The sequence below is a fragment of the Cytobacillus dafuensis genome, from assembly GCF_007995155.1.
GTDB classification, from domain to species: Bacteria; Bacillota; Bacilli; order Bacillales; family Cytobacillaceae; genus Cytobacillus; species Cytobacillus dafuensis.
Genome location: NZ_CP042593.1, coordinates 2052451 through 2069086, shown reverse-complemented (window position 1 = coordinate 2069086; position 16636 = coordinate 2052451). Strand labels below are relative to the sequence as shown.

Annotated in this window: 15 protein-coding genes; all 15 read right to left on the bottom strand. The window is 36.7% G+C overall.

Annotated features, from left to right (window positions below):
- Positions 1–58: 58 nt before the first annotated feature.
- Positions 59–799, bottom strand: coding sequence for a tRNA (guanosine(37)-N1)-methyltransferase TrmD (gene trmD, locus FSZ17_RS09775; RefSeq protein ID WP_057769815.1), 741 nt, complete (start codon positions 797–799; stop codon positions 59–61).
- A complete protein-coding gene (gene rimM, locus FSZ17_RS09770) occupies positions 796–1314 on the bottom strand; it encodes a ribosome maturation factor RimM (RefSeq protein ID WP_057769814.1) in 519 nt (172 codons plus the stop codon). The genes trmD and rimM overlap by 4 nt, the downstream gene beginning before the upstream one ends.
- Positions 1315–1326: 12 nt before the next feature.
- Positions 1327–1713, bottom strand: coding sequence for a YlqD family protein (locus FSZ17_RS09765; RefSeq protein WP_057769811.1), 387 nt, complete (start codon positions 1711–1713; stop codon positions 1327–1329).
- 156 nt (positions 1714–1869) lie between these two features.
- On the bottom strand, positions 1870–2100 hold the full coding sequence (locus FSZ17_RS09760) for a KH domain-containing protein (protein WP_057769809.1): 231 nt from the start codon (positions 2098–2100) through the stop codon (positions 1870–1872).
- Between the two features lie 11 nt (positions 2101–2111).
- Positions 2112–2384, bottom strand: coding sequence for a 30S ribosomal protein S16 (gene rpsP, locus FSZ17_RS09755; protein WP_057769807.1), 273 nt, complete (start codon positions 2382–2384; stop codon positions 2112–2114).
- Between the two features lie 109 nt (positions 2385–2493).
- Positions 2494–3846: a signal recognition particle protein gene (ffh, locus tag FSZ17_RS09750; RefSeq protein ID WP_057769805.1), complete on the bottom strand. Its 1353-nt coding sequence runs from the start codon at positions 3844–3846 to the stop codon at positions 2494–2496.
- 11 nt (positions 3847–3857) lie between these two features.
- A complete protein-coding gene (locus tag FSZ17_RS09745; RefSeq protein ID WP_057769803.1) occupies positions 3858–4190 on the bottom strand; it encodes a putative DNA-binding protein in 333 nt (110 codons plus the stop codon).
- Between the two features lie 131 nt (positions 4191–4321).
- Entirely contained in the window at positions 4322–7108 is a 2787-nt protein-coding gene (locus FSZ17_RS09740) for a VWA domain-containing protein (protein WP_057769801.1), read from the bottom strand.
- Positions 7092–8858, bottom strand: coding sequence for a vWA domain-containing protein (locus FSZ17_RS09735; protein ID WP_057769799.1), 1767 nt, complete (start codon positions 8856–8858; stop codon positions 7092–7094). The genes FSZ17_RS09740 and FSZ17_RS09735 overlap by 17 nt, the downstream gene beginning before the upstream one ends.
- Before the next feature lie 9 nt (positions 8859–8867).
- Positions 8868–9734 carry a DUF58 domain-containing protein gene (locus FSZ17_RS09730; RefSeq protein WP_057769797.1) on the bottom strand — a complete coding sequence of 289 codons (867 nt, stop codon included), beginning with the start codon at positions 9732–9734 and terminating at the stop codon, positions 8868–8870.
- Positions 9734–10738 (bottom strand): AAA family ATPase, encoded by a 1005-nt coding sequence (locus FSZ17_RS09725; RefSeq protein ID WP_057769795.1) that lies wholly within the window; start codon positions 10736–10738, stop codon positions 9734–9736. The genes FSZ17_RS09730 and FSZ17_RS09725 overlap by 1 nt, the downstream gene beginning before the upstream one ends.
- Positions 10739–10743: 5 nt before the next feature.
- Positions 10744–12300: a DUF8809 domain-containing protein gene (locus FSZ17_RS09720; RefSeq protein ID WP_057769794.1), complete on the bottom strand. Its 1557-nt coding sequence runs from the start codon at positions 12298–12300 to the stop codon at positions 10744–10746.
- Positions 12301–12304: 4 nt separating this feature from the next.
- A complete protein-coding gene (locus tag FSZ17_RS09715; RefSeq protein ID WP_057769792.1) occupies positions 12305–13150 on the bottom strand; it encodes an ABC transporter permease in 846 nt (281 codons plus the stop codon).
- Positions 13147–14082 carry an ABC transporter ATP-binding protein gene (locus FSZ17_RS09710; RefSeq protein ID WP_057769790.1) on the bottom strand — a complete coding sequence of 312 codons (936 nt, stop codon included), beginning with the start codon at positions 14080–14082 and terminating at the stop codon, positions 13147–13149. Before FSZ17_RS09710 ends, FSZ17_RS09715 begins: the two co-directional genes overlap by 4 nt.
- Positions 14079–16466 (bottom strand): DUF8725 domain-containing protein, encoded by a 2388-nt coding sequence (locus tag FSZ17_RS09705; RefSeq protein ID WP_057769788.1) that lies wholly within the window; start codon positions 16464–16466, stop codon positions 14079–14081. The genes FSZ17_RS09710 and FSZ17_RS09705 overlap by 4 nt, the downstream gene beginning before the upstream one ends.
- Between the last annotated feature and the right edge of the window lie 170 nt (positions 16467–16636).

The following is a 16636-nucleotide window of genomic DNA, read 5'->3' as shown; positions in this document are numbered from 1 at the left end:
AAAAGTTCAGCCTAAGTCACAAAAAGTATTTTATCATATTGAGGATATAACTTCAATGCTATTTCTGTTCATTTTTAATCTCTTCCAACCATTTTTTTTGAACATCGGATAATTCAACATGTTCGAATAAATCTGGCCTGCGAAAAAAAGTCCTTCTCAATGATTCTTTTGTTCGCCACTCTTCAATTAAGCGATGGTTACCCGACAAAAGAACATCAGGGACTTTCATTCCCCTGAAATCGGCAGGACGAGTATAATGTGGGTGTTCAAGGAGGCCTGTGCTAAAAGAGTCTTTACGATGTGATTCCTCATTGCCAAGAACACCCGGCAGAAGACGAACAACACTATCTATCACAACCATTGCCCCAAGCTCTCCCCCTGTTAAAACAAAATCACCAATCGAAATTTCGTCAGTCACTATATGCTTACGAATTCTTTCATCGTAACCTTCATAATGTCCACAAACAAAAATAAGATGATCTGATTTTGCTAGCTCCTCTGCTTTCCTCTGGTTATATCTTTCACCTTGAGGGCATAAAAGTATGACTCTTGGTGAAGATACTCCTTTTTCGCGCAAATCAGCTACTGCATCAAAAATCGGCTGTGGCTTTAACACCATTCCCGCCCCACCACCGTATGGATAGTCATCAACGGTATGATGTTTATTGTCAGCATAATCTCTAAAATTCACGACATTGTATTCAACAGCCCTATTGTCTGCGGCTTTTTTTAAAATTGAATGGCCAAATACCCCAGCAAACATTTCAGGAAAAAGTGTAAGGACATCAATTTTCATCATGAAAGAAGACCTTCAATCGGATCAATGATAACAGATTTTTCTTTAATGTTTACTTCTTTTACTACATCTTCAATATAAGGGATTAAGATCTCCTTGCCACCCTTCCCTTTTATTACCCAAACATCATTAGCTCCCGGTGAAAGAATTTCACGGATTTTCCCTAACTCATCACCATCCAAAGTCGTGACTGTACAGCCAATAATTTCATGGTAGTAATACTCATCTTGATTCAATTCACCAAGCTGACTCTCAGATACCTTAAGGATTCCACCCTTCAGCTTTTCGATTTGATTTATATTATCGTAGCCTTCGAAAGTGAGTAAATCAAAATTCTTATGAGTACGATGTGATTTCACAGTTAATTCAAGTGGCAAATTTGAATCAGGCATAAATAAAAACAGTTTATTCCCAGACTTATATCTTTCGGCTGCAAAATCAGTCTTTGAGATTATTCTTGCCTCTCCTCGAATGCCATGAGTATTTACGATTTTTCCAACATTAAACCATTTTTCCAATAGCTCTCACCTCTAGCGAATTTCCTTAACAATCCCGTCCTGAATGATAATCGTTCTGCCACTTTGAACATCTTCCCAGCGATCACCTTCTTCAATCTCAATAATCGCCTTTACTTCTTTTTCTTTTAGTTCGCTGCCTATTGGTAGCATATGTAATTGTTCAATTTGAAAATCGATAAGCTTGATTTTTTCTTGCCTTATTTGAATTTCTTTTTCATAATGCTTATTTAAACTAATCTGCTGAAACTTTTTTGTTTTTTCAAGTTTCTTCAATTCAAATCTCAACTGATCACATTCCTTTTGCAGTTGCTGCTTATTCGACCTATATTTATCTAATAGTTCACTTTTACTATTCTCTGTTAGAACTTGTTTTACCACGACAGATTGAAGTATTTTCATCTATTTATGCCTCCTAAGGCTATAATCGTGCCAGTTCTTAAAATATAATATGATAATTTGAAAAAAGGAGGGGACAATGCCCCTCCTTTTCGATGACAAGCATGGCTCAAAAGAGTCATTGCTTTCATATGTTTCAGCTCAGCACTTTTAAAATGCTTATTCACTGATTTCTAAAAAGATTTTTTTCTGCTGTGATGATCCTGCTGCATAAACAACAGTTCGAATTGCTTTCGCAACGCGCCCTTGCTTCCCAATTACTTTCCCCATGTCATTCTTGTTGACAGAAAGCTGATAGGTTACGCGGTTTTCTTCTTCAAGTACTTTCACAAGTACTTCCTCCGGAAAATCAACAAGGGGTTTAACAATCGTTTCGATAAGCTCTTTCATAGTATGAAAAATTACTTACCGTATTTAGTGTTATGGAATTTTTCCATAATGCCTTGTTTAGAGAAAAGATTACGAACTGTATCAGATGGCTTCGCACCAGTTTGAAGCCATTTAAGAGCTAATTCCTCATTAATATCAACGATAGCTGGCTCAGCAACCGGATTGTAAGTTCCAACTATTTCAATGTAACGTCCATCACGAGGAGAACGAGAATCAGCTACAACGATACGATAGAAAGGAGATTTTTTTGCTCCCATACGTTTTAAACGAATTTTTACTGCCATAATTTAAAGCACCTCCGAATAGTTTCACACAAGATAGTATATTATCAGATATCTCATATGTTTGTAAAGGTTTTTTTCTTTACAGTCTAAAAAAACTTTTTAAATTAGGTTAAAAAGGGTTAAACGGAAACTTAAATCCACCTTTTTTCTTTCCTTTTGGCGACATTCCTGTCATTTGTTTCATCATTTTCTTCATATCTTCAAATTGTTTAAGTAAGCGATTTACTTCTGGAACCGATGTACCGCTCCCCTTTGCAATCCTTCTGCGTCTGCTTGCATTTATCAATTCAGGATGAATTTTTTCTTCCTTTGTCATAGATTGAATGATGGCTTCAACATGAGTGATTTGCTTCTCATCAATTTGAAGATTGTTCAGCCCTTTAATTTTGTTCGCACCAGGCATCATTTTTAAAATGTCCTCAAGTGGTCCCATTTTACGAACTTGACCGAGTTGATCTAAAAAGTCGTCAAATGTAAAATTTGCCGTTCGGATCTTCTGCTGAAGTTCTTTAGCCTTCTCTTCATCCACATTTGCTTGTGCTTTTTCAATAAGGGTTAAAACATCCCCCATCCCTAAAATTCTTGAGGCCATTCTTTCAGGGTGAAAAGGTTCCAGGGCATCCATTTTCTCACCAAGACCCACAAACTTAATTGGTGTATTTGTAACAGAGCGAATGGATAGGGCTGCTCCCCCACGGGTATCACCATCAAGCTTAGTCAGCACGACACCCGTTAATCCTAACTGCTCATTAAAGCTCTCCGCAACATTAACTGCGTCTTGACCTGTCATCGCATCAACTACAAGGAAGATTTCATCTGGATTAGATAGCTCTTTAATCTGTTTTAGCTCATCCATCAATGCTTCATCAACATGTAATCGACCAGCTGTATCAATTAAGACGTAATCATTATGATCTTCTTTAGCTTTTGCGATTGCCTGTTTGGCAATTTCAACAGGGCTGACTTGATCACCTAGTGAAAATACTGGCATACTTAGTTGTTTTCCAAGGGTTTCAAGCTGCTTTATTGCCGCAGGACGATAAATATCAGCAGCAACAAGCAATGGACTTCGGTTGTATTTCTTTCTCAGCAAGTTGGCAAGCTTTCCAGTTGTCGTTGTTTTACCAGCACCTTGTAACCCAACCATCATAATGACTGTTGGCGGGCGGTTCGAAACAGCAATCTTACTTTGCTCTCCACCCATCAAGTCGGTTAATTCTTCTTTAACAACCTTTACAACCTGCTGTCCAGGTGTTAAGCTCTTTAACACTTCCTGTCCAACAGCTCGTTCACTAACCTTCTTGACAAATTCTCTAACGACCTTAAAGTTAACGTCTGCTTCAAGTAATGCAAGTTTTACATCTCGCATCATTTCTTTTACATCCGCTTCATTTACCTTCCCCTTGCCGCGGATCTTCTGGATTGTATTCTGCAGTCGGTCGGCTAATCCTTCAAATGCCATGTTGCCGCCTCCTAATCTAATTTCTCAAGCTCGGCTAAAGCTGAAAATATTTCCATGTTTTTTTCAGAATTTTCATTAAGAATTTCCTTCAAGCTTGAAATAAGCTTGCTTCGCTTTTGAAATTTTTGAAATAATAACAGCTTTTCTTCGTACTCTTCAAGCATAGCTTCTGTACGTTTAATATTGTCGTAAACTGCTTGACGACTAACATCGTATTCATCTGCAATCTCTCCAAGCGAAAAATCATCCAGGTAATAAAGGGACATATAGCTTCGTTGCTTTGGAGTCAACAACGATTGATAAAAATCATATAGATAATTCATTCTCGTTGTCTTTTCTAACATCCCTACTCCCCCTTGTTAAGTGAAAAGCCTTTACAAAACCTAGTTTACATATGACATAAAAATATGTCAAGAAATTATCTTTACATTCTGGATATAGAAGGTAATTGTAAGACTAGAGTTAGCCGATTTGATTAATTCTTTCGATTTTTTGCGTCAAGAAGTCTTTTCATTCTTTCCGCACGTACCTCTGGTGTCACTTGTATTTCCTGTTTCTTTGCTGCTTTTTTCTTTCCAATCTGCTTCTTTTCCTCTTTTGGTGCAGGCTTTTCATTATTCGTATCAATGGTTTGTGTTTCTTTAGAAGGCGATTTTTTAACACTTCTCTTCTGCAACTGCTCTATACTTTGTGCCTTCATCCCCAAATCCATATTTTTTTTGCTTTTTTTCTTGAATGTATGCCCAATTAAAGCCATTAATCCAAAACGTCGGATAGCAATTTCTATAAAGAAAAGCAAAAATGCAGCTAAAATTAACCATTGGCTTATCGGCTGTTCATTATACGTTTTATTTTTTAGAGAACGAAATGATTCCTTTTCGGAAACAAGTGATTTTCCTTCTGTTTTTTTCGCTAGTTCCTTAAGTAGTTCTTCATTGGGGCCATCTAATAAGTACTCATCAGAATACGGAATTGTAAACCCTGTTTGATAAGTATGGATAGCTCCATTTTGATCTGTTTGCTTCACACTTAGAAAATACATTCCTGAATGATTCGGCAGTTTAAGCTCGTATTTTCCTGGTGCAACAAGTTTTGGAGTTGCTTTTATCTCCTCACCACTCTCAGATACAAGAGAAGCTTCAATGGGAAGTGACTGATTTCTTGTCGACTCTAATGTTAAAAGAGGAATACCGACTTCCTTTGTTAAAGTCATGTTGTAAGGTTCACTCTCATACTGAGGAAGGGATTTCGTAATAAGATGATTGATGAATGTTGGCCACATATCCCAACGCGCCCAGTCACCTGACCATTTTCCTGAGAAGTCTGAAGTAAAGGCAATCGTATGACCCAAGCCATATTGCCATTCTGAAAGGATCGGATCTTCTTTTTCACTTAGAATGGGTGACTGTGCCCGTGCCTTTGGAGTTGTAGCAATATAAGCATTCATCTTTGGCACTCCTGCCTGGAACAGTTTTACCCAATCGGGATAAGGCTGAATAACCGGATAGAAAGGATTATCTTCTATATATGTTCTGGTGGCCATTACTGTCTCACGTGAAAGTATACTCGGGATTACAGATGAATCCGTGACATCATAAAACCGTCCTGATCCCATATTCGCTAAGTCTTCTAGAAGACCGCGATCTGCATCGCTCCCCAATGCTAACGTCGACAAAGTAATGTTTTTTTCCTTTCCCTCCTCAATTAATCCTTCATAGTCACCTCCAGGAGCTTGACCATCAGTAAGTAGAATTATATGTTTTCTCTGCAGCTTTAGGTCCTCTAACTCCTGATATGCTAGTTCTAACGATGAATATATTTCAGTTCCACCACCAGGTGATACCGATCGAATTTTATCAGCCGCTTCTTTTTTATCCTTTAACGGTGCTGTTTCCACAATGACCCAAGGACGATCATCAAATGCAATGAATCCAAGCGTGTCCTCTTCACGCAATAGCTCGACTGATCTGGCGGCAGCTTCTTTAGCGAGCTCAAGCTTAGAACCAGACATACTTCCAGATCTATCCATAACAATTACAAGGCCAAGAGAAGGCATCTCTTTTTTCCCTTTTATGTCCATATCTACTGGCAAAAGCTTTTCGATTGGGGTTTTAAAATATCCGCCAAGCCCAAAGCTTTCTTCTCCACCTGCCATAATAAAGCCCGTTCCAAATTCTTTTACTGCCTTTTCAATCATATTCATTTGGTTTTCGCTGATAACAGTTGCAGGAACATTATTAAAAATTATCGATTGATATTGAATAAAGCTAGATAGCTCTGTCGGAAGCTTTTCCGGTGGGATCGTTTCCACTTCAACCCCAGAATCTTCAATTATAGGTTCAATATTCCCTCCATCTTTCCCTTGAACAATTAGGATCTTCGGAGTTCCTTTTACATTGGCAACTGAATGCAATGTATTATTTTCTATATAGGTATCATTTTCAGAGGAAATTTCACCTTTAAAAACAGCAAGACCTGAAACATCTGCTGTATGGTTAAAGGTGTAGATATTCTTACCTTCCTTTACTTGTACAATCTCCTTTAATACTTCTTGATTATTTACTGATAGCCGAATGACCGCATCTTTATTTACATTGCTATTAATAGTAAATGAGATAGGAGCCTTCTCTCCTTTATAAAGGGAAGGAGGAACATTCAGTTCGGACAAAGACATATCTTCTCCAACTCTATTTTCTAATAGAACATAATCAAGCTCTATATCTCGGTTTTTAAGAAGATTTGCTGCGTCAAGACTATTTCCTACCGTTTCATTTCCATCAGAAAGCAATACGATTCGACCACTTGAATTTCTTGGTATTAAAGTGGAAGCAAATTGTAATCCTTGTTCTAAATTTGTTTCAGCATCGTTAATCTTACTGCTAAATTGATTTATCGCATTCTTTTGAAGCCCTATGTTCTGTTCCAACGAAACATTTTCTCCAAAAGTGACAACTGCGAATGAATCCTCTTTCTGTTTTTGCTCCACACTATTTTCAATCCAGTCTAGAATTTGATTTTCCGCAGCATTCACACTTGCTGAACGGTCGGCCAGAAAAATAACCGTTTCACCTTTCATAGGAAGCAATATTTGTGGGATCGTTAATGCAGCAATCAAAAGGAAAAATACAGTAAATCTTATTCCTGCAATCCAATAAACTTCGATGGAATTCATTTGTTTTTTCTGTCTAATAAAAAGATAAATCATAAATGCTGCTGGTATTAATAACAAAAATAGAATGGGAAACTTAAACTCTATGCCCACGCCTATATACCTCCCATTCCAAAGCTATACATGCTAAAGCGAAGACAGCGAACCAGATCCACAGCTTGTCATTGGAACTTTTCTTATCCCCTTTTTCATGCATTTGAAACTCATTCCATGTAAATGCTGTCTCGACTTTAGCTTGCTTTTCCCGATCATCAAGAAGCACAGAAAAATAATAAATTTTCTCACCAGAAACCGCCTGATATGTCCCAGGAATTGTAGGTGCTCTAAAGCTTTCTTTTGTTAAATCGAAGGAATATAAGTTCTCATCTGTTTGATTGAAAACCTCCCATTTTTGTTTACCCTCATTTATATTTATCCACTTCTCCTCTCCCGGACTAAAATAGCCGAGAAAACCAGTTTGCTGTGAAAGCCATTGATAAGAGTTATATAGAAAAATCGGAAATCCTGGCTGAAGTGGCCAGTCAGAATCAGATAGTGAAAAGTTTACTATTATAATAGGCTCTCCATTTACTTGTCCTTTTTGGACTAACCGATAGTTTCCGCTTCTTAATATTGTTTCCCAATCACCGTCTATCGCCTTCACAGCAGAATCAATATATATCTTTTCATAATCAACATATTGAAGCAGTTGATCTTCCTTAGCAGTTAACTTCTCTTTCAGTTTAACTTTTTCCTTATTGTTATTAAAAAAAATGATGGGCTGTCTAGGTAAATCATTTAAGTCGCTGCCTTCAACAACTAGAATCCCTTTTGCATCCAAGTCTTTTCCATTATTAATTTGAAGTAATTCTGTCCCAATCGTTTGAAATCCTTTCACTGCAAAGGAGTTTACTTCACCCATTGTGTAAACCTTTGGATTTGTTTCAGTGAAAATAGAGGTTGCCTGATTATCAGCTGCATAACCATCCTCATTTAAAATGAAAGCTTCATAATAAGGCTTTTTAGGAAGTGAAGGGATCTGTATTACTTGCTGCTGCCCTCCAGCAATGGAAACTTGTTTTTCAAAGAGCTTTTCTTCCTCAGCTTTCACTACAAAATTAATTTCCTTTTCATTAGAAGCTTGATTCTCTATGACAGCAACACCTGTAATTTGATTTTCAAAAGGGGCTACACCAAAGGAAATCAATGATAGATTACCAGAATCTTTACCGACATTATGTACCTCGACATAATGCTCCTTCATATTTTTACTAACCATTTCTTTTGTTACTCCGTCTGAATAAATATGGATAGCAGTATCCTTATTAGAAGCAAGTGAAACAGCTAAATTCATTGCTTTTTCCATCTGTTCATGTTCATAAGATAGCTGTAAGTTATTTATTTGCTTTCGTATAGCGATTAAGTCATTTTCCTGATTTAAAAGGATCTCAGGCTTTTCACCCGCTTTAATCAAAGTTACTTCTTGCTCACCTAGTCGATCAACCAGACTAAGCATTTCCTTTTTTGCTGTTTCAAAGCGGCTGCTATTTTCAAATTCTGCAGACATTGTGGCTGAAGGATCAATAATCAAGATTATATGCTCTCCCTTTACGGCATTCTCGAACCAAAACGGACGTACAAGAGAAAACATTAAAAGCAGCAACGCCAAAAGCTGGAGCCAAAATAACAGGTTTTGCTGCAACTTCTTTAACCAAGGAGATGCTTGCCATTCATTTAAAACTTGTTCCCATAGAAAGTTTGAGGAAATCGTTTTCTCCACGTACTGCTTCCGGAAAAAGTAAAACAAAATAACGGCAGCTATCATTATACTTAATAGAAAAAACCACGGATTTAAAAAATACATAGCCTCACCTCAATTGATTAACCCTTTTCCTGAAAAATCATGAAATAATATTGATTGAACATCTCGATTGTCACATGCAAACAAGTAATGTCCGCCAAATCGCCTGCAAATCATTTCTAATTTTCGATTATGCTCATGAATACGTTTCTCGTATTCTGCTATAATTTTCGGGCTCATACTAACATTCACAATAGCTTCTGTCTCACTATCTACTAATTTCATATCCCCTGAAAAATGGGGAGATAATTCTTCTGAACTTAACACTTGAATAAACCAAATCTCTTGCTTAAACGCAGCCAATTTTTTGAGAAGATTTTCAATTTCGTCTATCTGCTCCAATCCATCCGTAATAATAATGGAAAGCTGCTGTTTTTTAATAATTGTTCTATTTAAATGTTTTATAAAATCTCCAGCCCTCTCTGCTTCATCCATTTGCAAAATTTCTAAAAAGGTTTTCCTGCTATAGATCGAACCTTTCCTTTTTACAGGTTGTACACCAGCTGAAGAAACGGCTGAAAAAAACAATCGATCTTCACTGTTTAATATGATGTAGCTAAGAGCAGCTGCTATTTGTTTTGCTAATTTCCACTTTGATTCAATTTTTCTCATAGATGAGGTAGCATCAAGGTATATGGCGATGGATAATTCCTGCTCATCTAAAAACCTTTTAATATAATGCTTTTGAGTTCTTCCATATACATTCCAATCAATTTGCCGTACATCGTCTCCAGGTTGATACGTTCTAAAATCCGAGAATTCTAGTGAGGAGCCAAACCTATTCGACTGCCTAGATCCTTTATGAAATCCTCTCTTTTTTGTTTTAACCATCAGTCTTTTTTTCTGTAATTTACCTATTAAAGCCTGCTGGCTGTTCATCACCCTTTTGCTCCTCGTTCAGGTTCATTTAAGAGATGATCAATAATAGTATCAGCGGTTATCCCATTTGCCTCCCCCTCGAAGTTTATAATGAGACGATGCCTTAAAACAGGTTTAGCAACATGTTTGATATCACCAATCGAAATATGGTATCTCCCTACTGAAAGAGCTCTTGACTTAGCCATTCCGATTAAGCTTTGAAGACCACGAGGTCCGCTTCCATATTGAACGTACTGCTTTACAATATCTGGTACTTCCTCAGAATCCGGGTGTGTAGCTGAAATAAGACTCACTGCAAAATCAATAATATCATCAGAAACCAAGATTTCTTTTGCTAGCCTTTGCAGTGCAATAACATCCTGAAGGGAAGCCATTTTTTCCAATTGTACAGATTGTGGACCAGTAGTTCTAATCACAATTTCTCTTAATTCCTCTTTTGTTGGATAATGAACATGAACCTTACAAATAAATCGATCTGTTTGCGCCTCCGGAAGTGGATAGGTTCCTTCCATGTCAATTGGGTTTTGGGTAGCTAATACAAAAAATGGGTTTTCCATTGGTTTGGTTTCACCCATAATTGTTACTGTCTTTTCACCCATTGCCTCCAGAAGAGCACTCTGTGTTTTTGGAGTCGCCCTGTTTATTTCATCTGCTAATATAATATTTGCAAACAATGGGCCTTTGTGAAAAACAAAATTTTGTCTTCCAGCTTCATCTGGTTGTAATAGCATTGTTCCAGTAATATCTGAAGGCATAATATCTGGTGTAAACTGGATTCGTGAAAATTTCAAATCGAGACATTCAGAAATCGTTTTTATTAACATCGTTTTTCCTAGGCCAGGCAAACCTTCCAGTAGCACATGCCCTCCAGCTAAAATGCTCCATAATACTTGATCAATGACTTCATGCTGGCCGACGATAAAAGACTGAATTTCGTTTTTAACCCTTGAAATCGTGTCAGAAGCATTAATAAATTGCTGTTCCTTTTCTGTTGTTGCTGACATATATGTCACTCCTTGTTAGGATCAATATTTGTAAAATAATTTTTTACGATCTCTTCTAAATCTGAAGGCAGCTTGTAGCGCTCAGTACTTTGTCTATATGCTTTTTCGTAAGTTCCAAAAACCTCACTATATGGCCTAATCGTTCCTTTCAGAACTGGTCCTGTTCCCTCTGTTTGCTCGGCTGCATTTCCTTCTCCTAGAAGCCCTTGATCAGTTTCTATATTTGTTAGGCCTTCTAAATGATTAGGAATGGTTAATAGTTCACGTGAACCTTGACCCTTACCTGCTCCAGTACCTCCTAATCCTTGGCCATTACCTGAACCTGATCCGCTACCGCTTCCAGCTCCTGCACCATTTCCATTCCCATTACCTGAGCCGTTTCCATTACCATTATTTGAATTTTGATTATTTTGACCTTGCTGCTGTCCATTGCTATTACTTGCACCTTGCTGCCCATTTGCACCTGTCCCTTGTTGACTAGATTGTCCGGAGGGAGTAAAGGCAAGCTGACCAGGTGGTAATCCGTTTGCAGCCATCTGATTTTGCATGGCCAATCCAACATTTTGCAGTGCTTGCTGAGCTGCTGCAAGCTGGGCTAGGAATTCTTCAGATTCAAGGGCATTTTCAATCTGTTCCATTAATTTTGCAAGTTCTTCCTCCGTTAATTGTCCTTCATTTTCCGCCAATTGATTGAATGCATTCTTTTGTTCTTCATTTAGCTCATTCCATTTTTCATTTAATTTAGCAAGCTCTTTTTCAATAGCAGCCAAGTTTTTTTGATTCAGCATTTTTTCTAGATCGGTTAGGCCGTTATTTTTCAAATCTTGCTTCCAATTTTCTAAAGCCAATTGTTTTTCTTTTTCCTTTAAAGCCTTTAATTCCAGCTCTTTTTTCTGTTTCGCTAACTCTTTTAGAGCTTCTTCAACCGACTTCTGTTCTGCAACTTTTTCCAGCGCTTCCTTTAATGCTTTTTTTACATTTGGATCTTTTTCTTTTTTTATTTCCTCTTTAAGTTTTTTTTCAGTTTCCGCAACGAGCTTTATTTCCTTTTCTTGCTGTTTTGCTGAATTTATTTTTTCATTTGGTGAAAAAAATAGCAGCACCGCTAAGGATGTGAGGACAAAAGAAATAAGCAGCCATTTAGGATATAAATAATTTTTCTTTCTTTTTCGAACGATATCTTGTGATTTTTTCATATTTTTTACAGCATCAGCGAGCTGCAATTCAGCCATAATACTATCTGTTTTGAGGAAATTAAAAGCTGTAACAACTCTGTCATCTGGTACAAACTGATTGTAAATAGAAACTGCCTTCTGCATATTCGGATGGTTTTTCCAAATACGAATGATAAAAATAGAAAACAAAACAATAAACATCAGTATGAAATAATATTTAAGAAAAGGAATGACCAGTATTCGAGCGATTAATAGTAATAAAAAGGAAGTTGCTCCTGCAAAAATAAGCAAGAGCTGCACCTCCTTAATAATCAGCTGAAAAAGAAGCTGTCTCTGAATGGGTTTTATCAGCTTTTCAAATTGGTGGCGATCCTCCATTTGTTTCATTCCCTTACCCTTTTTTCATGTTCGGTCTTAGCTTTTTAATGCTGAGTAGAATTGCTGCAATAAAAATGACTGTGTAGGAAATTATATATGAAATCCATAACGGAAATTTTATTCCCGTATTCGTTGTTAATTCCCTAGTAAAATCCGGCTCAAAAGTACTCAATAGGATGATAGCCGGATTAAGCATAGCTGTAAAATACGCAAGCGGGTTTGTTGAAGGGGTAGCTGAATATCCGTATCGATTTGCAAACTGCATAAAAATAATGGTTAAAAAAGCTGTACCCCCCGCTAAAAACAATGTCACCCCATATGTCGTTACCATCGATACAATCGTTTTCCTAATAAGTGTTGAGAAAAGCACTCCTAAGCTTCCAAAAACAAGCATTGTAAACATATAAAAAGAAATCGTTACCAATACTTGGCCAGGGGAAATCCCACCAAATAAAAAGACAAAGCTATAAAGCGGTAAACTCGCAACAATCAATAATAGTAAGTAGGATAAAGATGAAATTAACTTGCTTAGAACAATGCTTGCTGAGCTTTGTGTTGTTGTCAGCAGGATATTCAATGTCTGCCTTTCACGCTCACTGCTAATGACACCAGCTGTTAGTCCCGGTGTAATAAATAAGATTAATGCGAGCTGGAGAAAGGAAAGCATAATAAATATCGTTCGACTTTGGTCTGGCTTAAAAAATCCTGTTGTGTTTGATAATGACTCAATAAAAACGAAACCGACTATAATGAGCCCCAGAGCAAGCAAATAAAATAGAATGCCGAGGAAGCTTTTAAAAGAACGAAAGCGAAGCTTAAATTCTTTATTTAAAACAGGATTGACGACAAAATTTTTCATGAAAGCTCTACCTCCTTTGTAATTTCCATAAAGACATCTTCCAGATCGGTCTCAATTTCAGAAAAGCTTGTTATCGCAATGTCATTAATAATAGCCTTTTTTAGTAATAGTGATTGTTCTTGATCTGAGCCCTTATAAACAAATTTTAGGGTTTGTTCTTCATCTCCAATTTTTAATTTTGATATATTCGGATCATCTTCAAAGAAGGAAACAGCCTTTTCGATTTCTCTATACGTTTTAACAATTATTAGCCTTTCACCTTTTAACTGTGCTTGGATATCTGATACTGATCCTTCAGCAACGAGCTTACCTTGATCAATAATGCCAATTGTGTCACACATTTCTGCAAGCTCTGGCAAAATATGTGACGAAATCAAAATGGTTTTCCCCATATTTTTTAATTCCTTTAATATTTCCCTCATCTCTACACGAGCTCTTGGGTCCAAGCCTGAAGCAGGTTCATCAAGGATTAAAACTTCTGGATCATGTATTAAGCTTCTTGCAAGGCATAAGCGCTGCTTCATTCCTCTCGAAAGTAAATCCACATAAGAATCCTTTTTATGTGCCAAATTGACGAGATCCAGTAATTGTGGAATAAGTTTTTCCCTTTCTGCCAAAGGGATTCCGTAACTCGCACCATAAAAATGTAAATATTCAATTGCCTTTAACTGATCATAAACACCGAAGAAATCAGGCATATAGCCAAGCTGGCGTCTAACCATTTTCGGCTCCTTTTGGATATTATAACCATTTATATAAGCTGTCCCAGAAGTTGGTGCCAGCAAGGTAGACAAAATTGAAAAGGTTGTGGATTTTCCTGCACCGTTTTGACCAACAAATCCAAATACACATCCTTTTTCAATTTGCAGATTTAATGAATTGAGCGCTGTAAAATTTCCGTATCGTTTTGTTAAATCAATAATTTCAATCACGGTGTCACTTCCCCCTTTATTGTGATATTCGGTAATTGAACATAAGGATCACCCTTTGCATTTTTTACTAGCTTAATCTTAATTTCTCCTTCTTTTGTTACAAATTGTTGAATATGATTTGTTTCATTTATTGTTAAACTACGTTTATCCGTATCAAAAGGAAGCCATTCTCCAGTCTCTCTGTTAAAAACTGAGTATTCAATGAATTGATTATTCGTCTTAATCGTCATTTCTTTTAATTTCGTCGGTTTTTCTACTAATTGTTTTGGCAACTGGACAATATATTCATATTCTCCATCTTCAATCATCATTTCTCTATTGGATCCATTGATCATATTTTCAAGAATACGTCCATTTATCACATTCATATGTGTACTAAGCATTTCATTTTTAAGAGTAAATTCACCAGAAAATTCTTGCTCTGCATTAAATGATTCGAGAATTAGATTTGTATTATCCTGTTTTTCCTTTTTTCCTAACATTTTTACGTCGATAATTTCATCTTTAGTAAAGCCCGCAATTATTGGCTCATTTTCCTTATTGCTGCTAAAAATAATATTTGAAGCAACATACTCTAAACGTTCACGCTTCATTTTGTCAATATCTGTATTTTGATAAGAAAAGTTCGGTCCTCCATTAGTATAAGGCTTAGTAAGAAGTGAGAGATTTACTTTTTTGTCAACCTGAATTTTCTCGCCTTTCTTCAATTTTCCGAGCTCTATTTTTTCTTTGCCTGACCAAATAAACACTTCCTCAAAATCATAGTCAAAGCCATTCTGGATCGTTCCAGTTAATTGGTTATTCTTTAGTTTTAGATCTGAAACAAACCCTCCATTCACTTTCTGATGAGCCTTCCCGTAAATAGTTTTAGACGACCAGTATCCGACTTCTGGGAATACGATGTCAGTGTTTTTTCGTTTTTCCTCATAAATTGCTCCGCTCATTTGATCAAAGCTGCTCATATTCTGTGTACTAGTTACGGCATTAAATTGACCTTTTGGAATTGAAAGTGTATAATGACCACTTTTATTAGATAATAGTGTTGATGCTTGCAGCCCCGTTAAGTGATGATCTTCAGCCATATAGACACCTAATTGATTGAGCTGGGGCTTCGCAATCCGATCTTTTGCTCCGATACCAAACACAATTGCAGCCATAATAATCGATAAAGAAGGGATAATCCACCAAGAATGCTCCCGCTTATCCAGTTTCCTTAGGACTAGATATAGCACAGGAACTATTATGATAATGTATCCGCCTAATAAACCTATGAGCTGTCCGATTGAAAAGTTACTCGCAGGAAAAAATTCATTTGCCTCGACAAACTCCCAATACAGAGAACCATAAAAATCAGGACCATACTTCATGCTATTTAGCTTCGTTACTTCTGCCTCGTTAAGGAAATTAGCAAACCATGTGCTATAGCCCTTCCATGATGAGAGTGGCTCATCACCAAGGGAAAAACTGGTTTGTAAAATGGTGCCTTTCCCGAAGTTTTTCTTTACTGTTGTTGGAATATCGCCAATTTTATCAACTATAATCGCATCTTCAGTCAATGGACCAGTAAATATTTTTAATTCACTGAACTCAGGTTTCTTCTCAGTATCCTTTGTTTGCAGAAAATCCGAATTAACTGAAACCTCTTTCTCCATTTTCATTGGCAGCAAAGAGTATAATTGCCCATATGATTGACTCCCATTAGGCGAGGCACCTGCAACTAGAACTCCCCCTGCTTCAATCCATTCCTTTATTGCCATTTGCTGCTCTTCGTCTAATTGAGATATTGCATATTCATCAATTAGCAAATAATCTAGCATTTCGAGACCTAATGATTGCTTCGGAAGTTCTTCTTTTTTCAGCTCAATCATTTGTACCTGTGTAAAAGGAAGAATCCTTAGTTCTTTCAAGCGGTCAAAGTTTTCGCTTAAGACACCAATAACATTTTCATTCATATCAATGTATTTAGGTTTTATCTTATCTTCGCCATTAAATTTAACCGTTTTCCCTTTTCTCCAATCCCCTTTATAAAGCTGAATAGTTGAAATATTATGATATGAAGAAGGGTGATCCTCCGTTAATCCCGGCATTGAGATCTGATAAGTTTTTGAATTATTGGCAGGCAGGTCAACTTTTATTGAAATAGCACCACCAGTGTTCCATGAAGGATTAAAATTGATTAATAGATTCCCGCTAAATGCCTCTCCGCTGTTATCAAGCTTTATCGTCAGAGGGAACCCTTTTCCCATTTTAATCTTTCCATTAAAACCTTCCTCAAGTGTGATATTAATGTTCTCCCCATCAGCTTTAGCAATAGGCAGGAACAAGTTTATTGATAAGAAAAAACTTAAAATTAGAATGAAGACGAACCTACTAATTTTATGCATCTAAATCTCCCCCCGGATAATAATTTCCATGTTAATAGACGAAATGAAATCGAAAAAGTTTTGGAATTTATTTAATTTTTATTTTAATAGATATTAATTGTCATATATATAGACGTTCTAGCTAATAAGAAACCCTTCAACAAATAAAAAAACTGCCGAAAATAATTTTC

Coding starts and splice junctions, on each gene's coding strand:
- trmD (WP_057769815.1), bottom strand. CDS start 799: ATGATGAAAATTGATGTCCTTACACTTTTTCCTGAAATGTTTGCTGGG.
- FSZ17_RS09765 (WP_057769811.1), bottom strand. CDS start 1,713: ATGAAAATACTTCAATCTGTCGTGGTAAAACAAGTTCTAACAGAGAAT.
- FSZ17_RS09760 (WP_057769809.1), bottom strand. CDS start 2,100: ATGAAAGAGCTTATCGAAACGATTGTTAAACCCCTTGTTGATTTTCCG.
- rpsP (WP_057769807.1), bottom strand. CDS start 2,384: ATGGCAGTAAAAATTCGTTTAAAACGTATGGGAGCAAAAAAATCTCCT.
- ffh (WP_057769805.1), bottom strand. CDS start 3,846: ATGGCATTTGAAGGATTAGCCGACCGACTGCAGAATACAATCCAGAAG.
- FSZ17_RS09745 (WP_057769803.1), bottom strand. CDS start 4,190: ATGTTAGAAAAGACAACGAGAATGAATTATCTATATGATTTTTATCAA.
- FSZ17_RS09735 (WP_057769799.1), bottom strand. CDS start 8,858: ATGTATTTTTTAAATCCGTGGTTTTTTCTATTAAGTATAATGATAGCT.
- FSZ17_RS09730 (WP_057769797.1), bottom strand. CDS start 9,734: ATGAACAGCCAGCAGGCTTTAATAGGTAAATTACAGAAAAAAAGACTG.
- FSZ17_RS09725 (WP_057769795.1), bottom strand. CDS start 10,738: ATGTCAGCAACAACAGAAAAGGAACAGCAATTTATTAATGCTTCTGAC.
- FSZ17_RS09720 (WP_057769794.1), bottom strand. CDS start 12,300: ATGAAACAAATGGAGGATCGCCACCAATTTGAAAAGCTGATAAAACCC.
- FSZ17_RS09715 (WP_057769792.1), bottom strand. CDS start 13,150: ATGAAAAATTTTGTCGTCAATCCTGTTTTAAATAAAGAATTTAAGCTT.
- FSZ17_RS09705 (WP_057769788.1), bottom strand. CDS start 16,466: ATGCATAAAATTAGTAGGTTCGTCTTCATTCTAATTTTAAGTTTTTTC.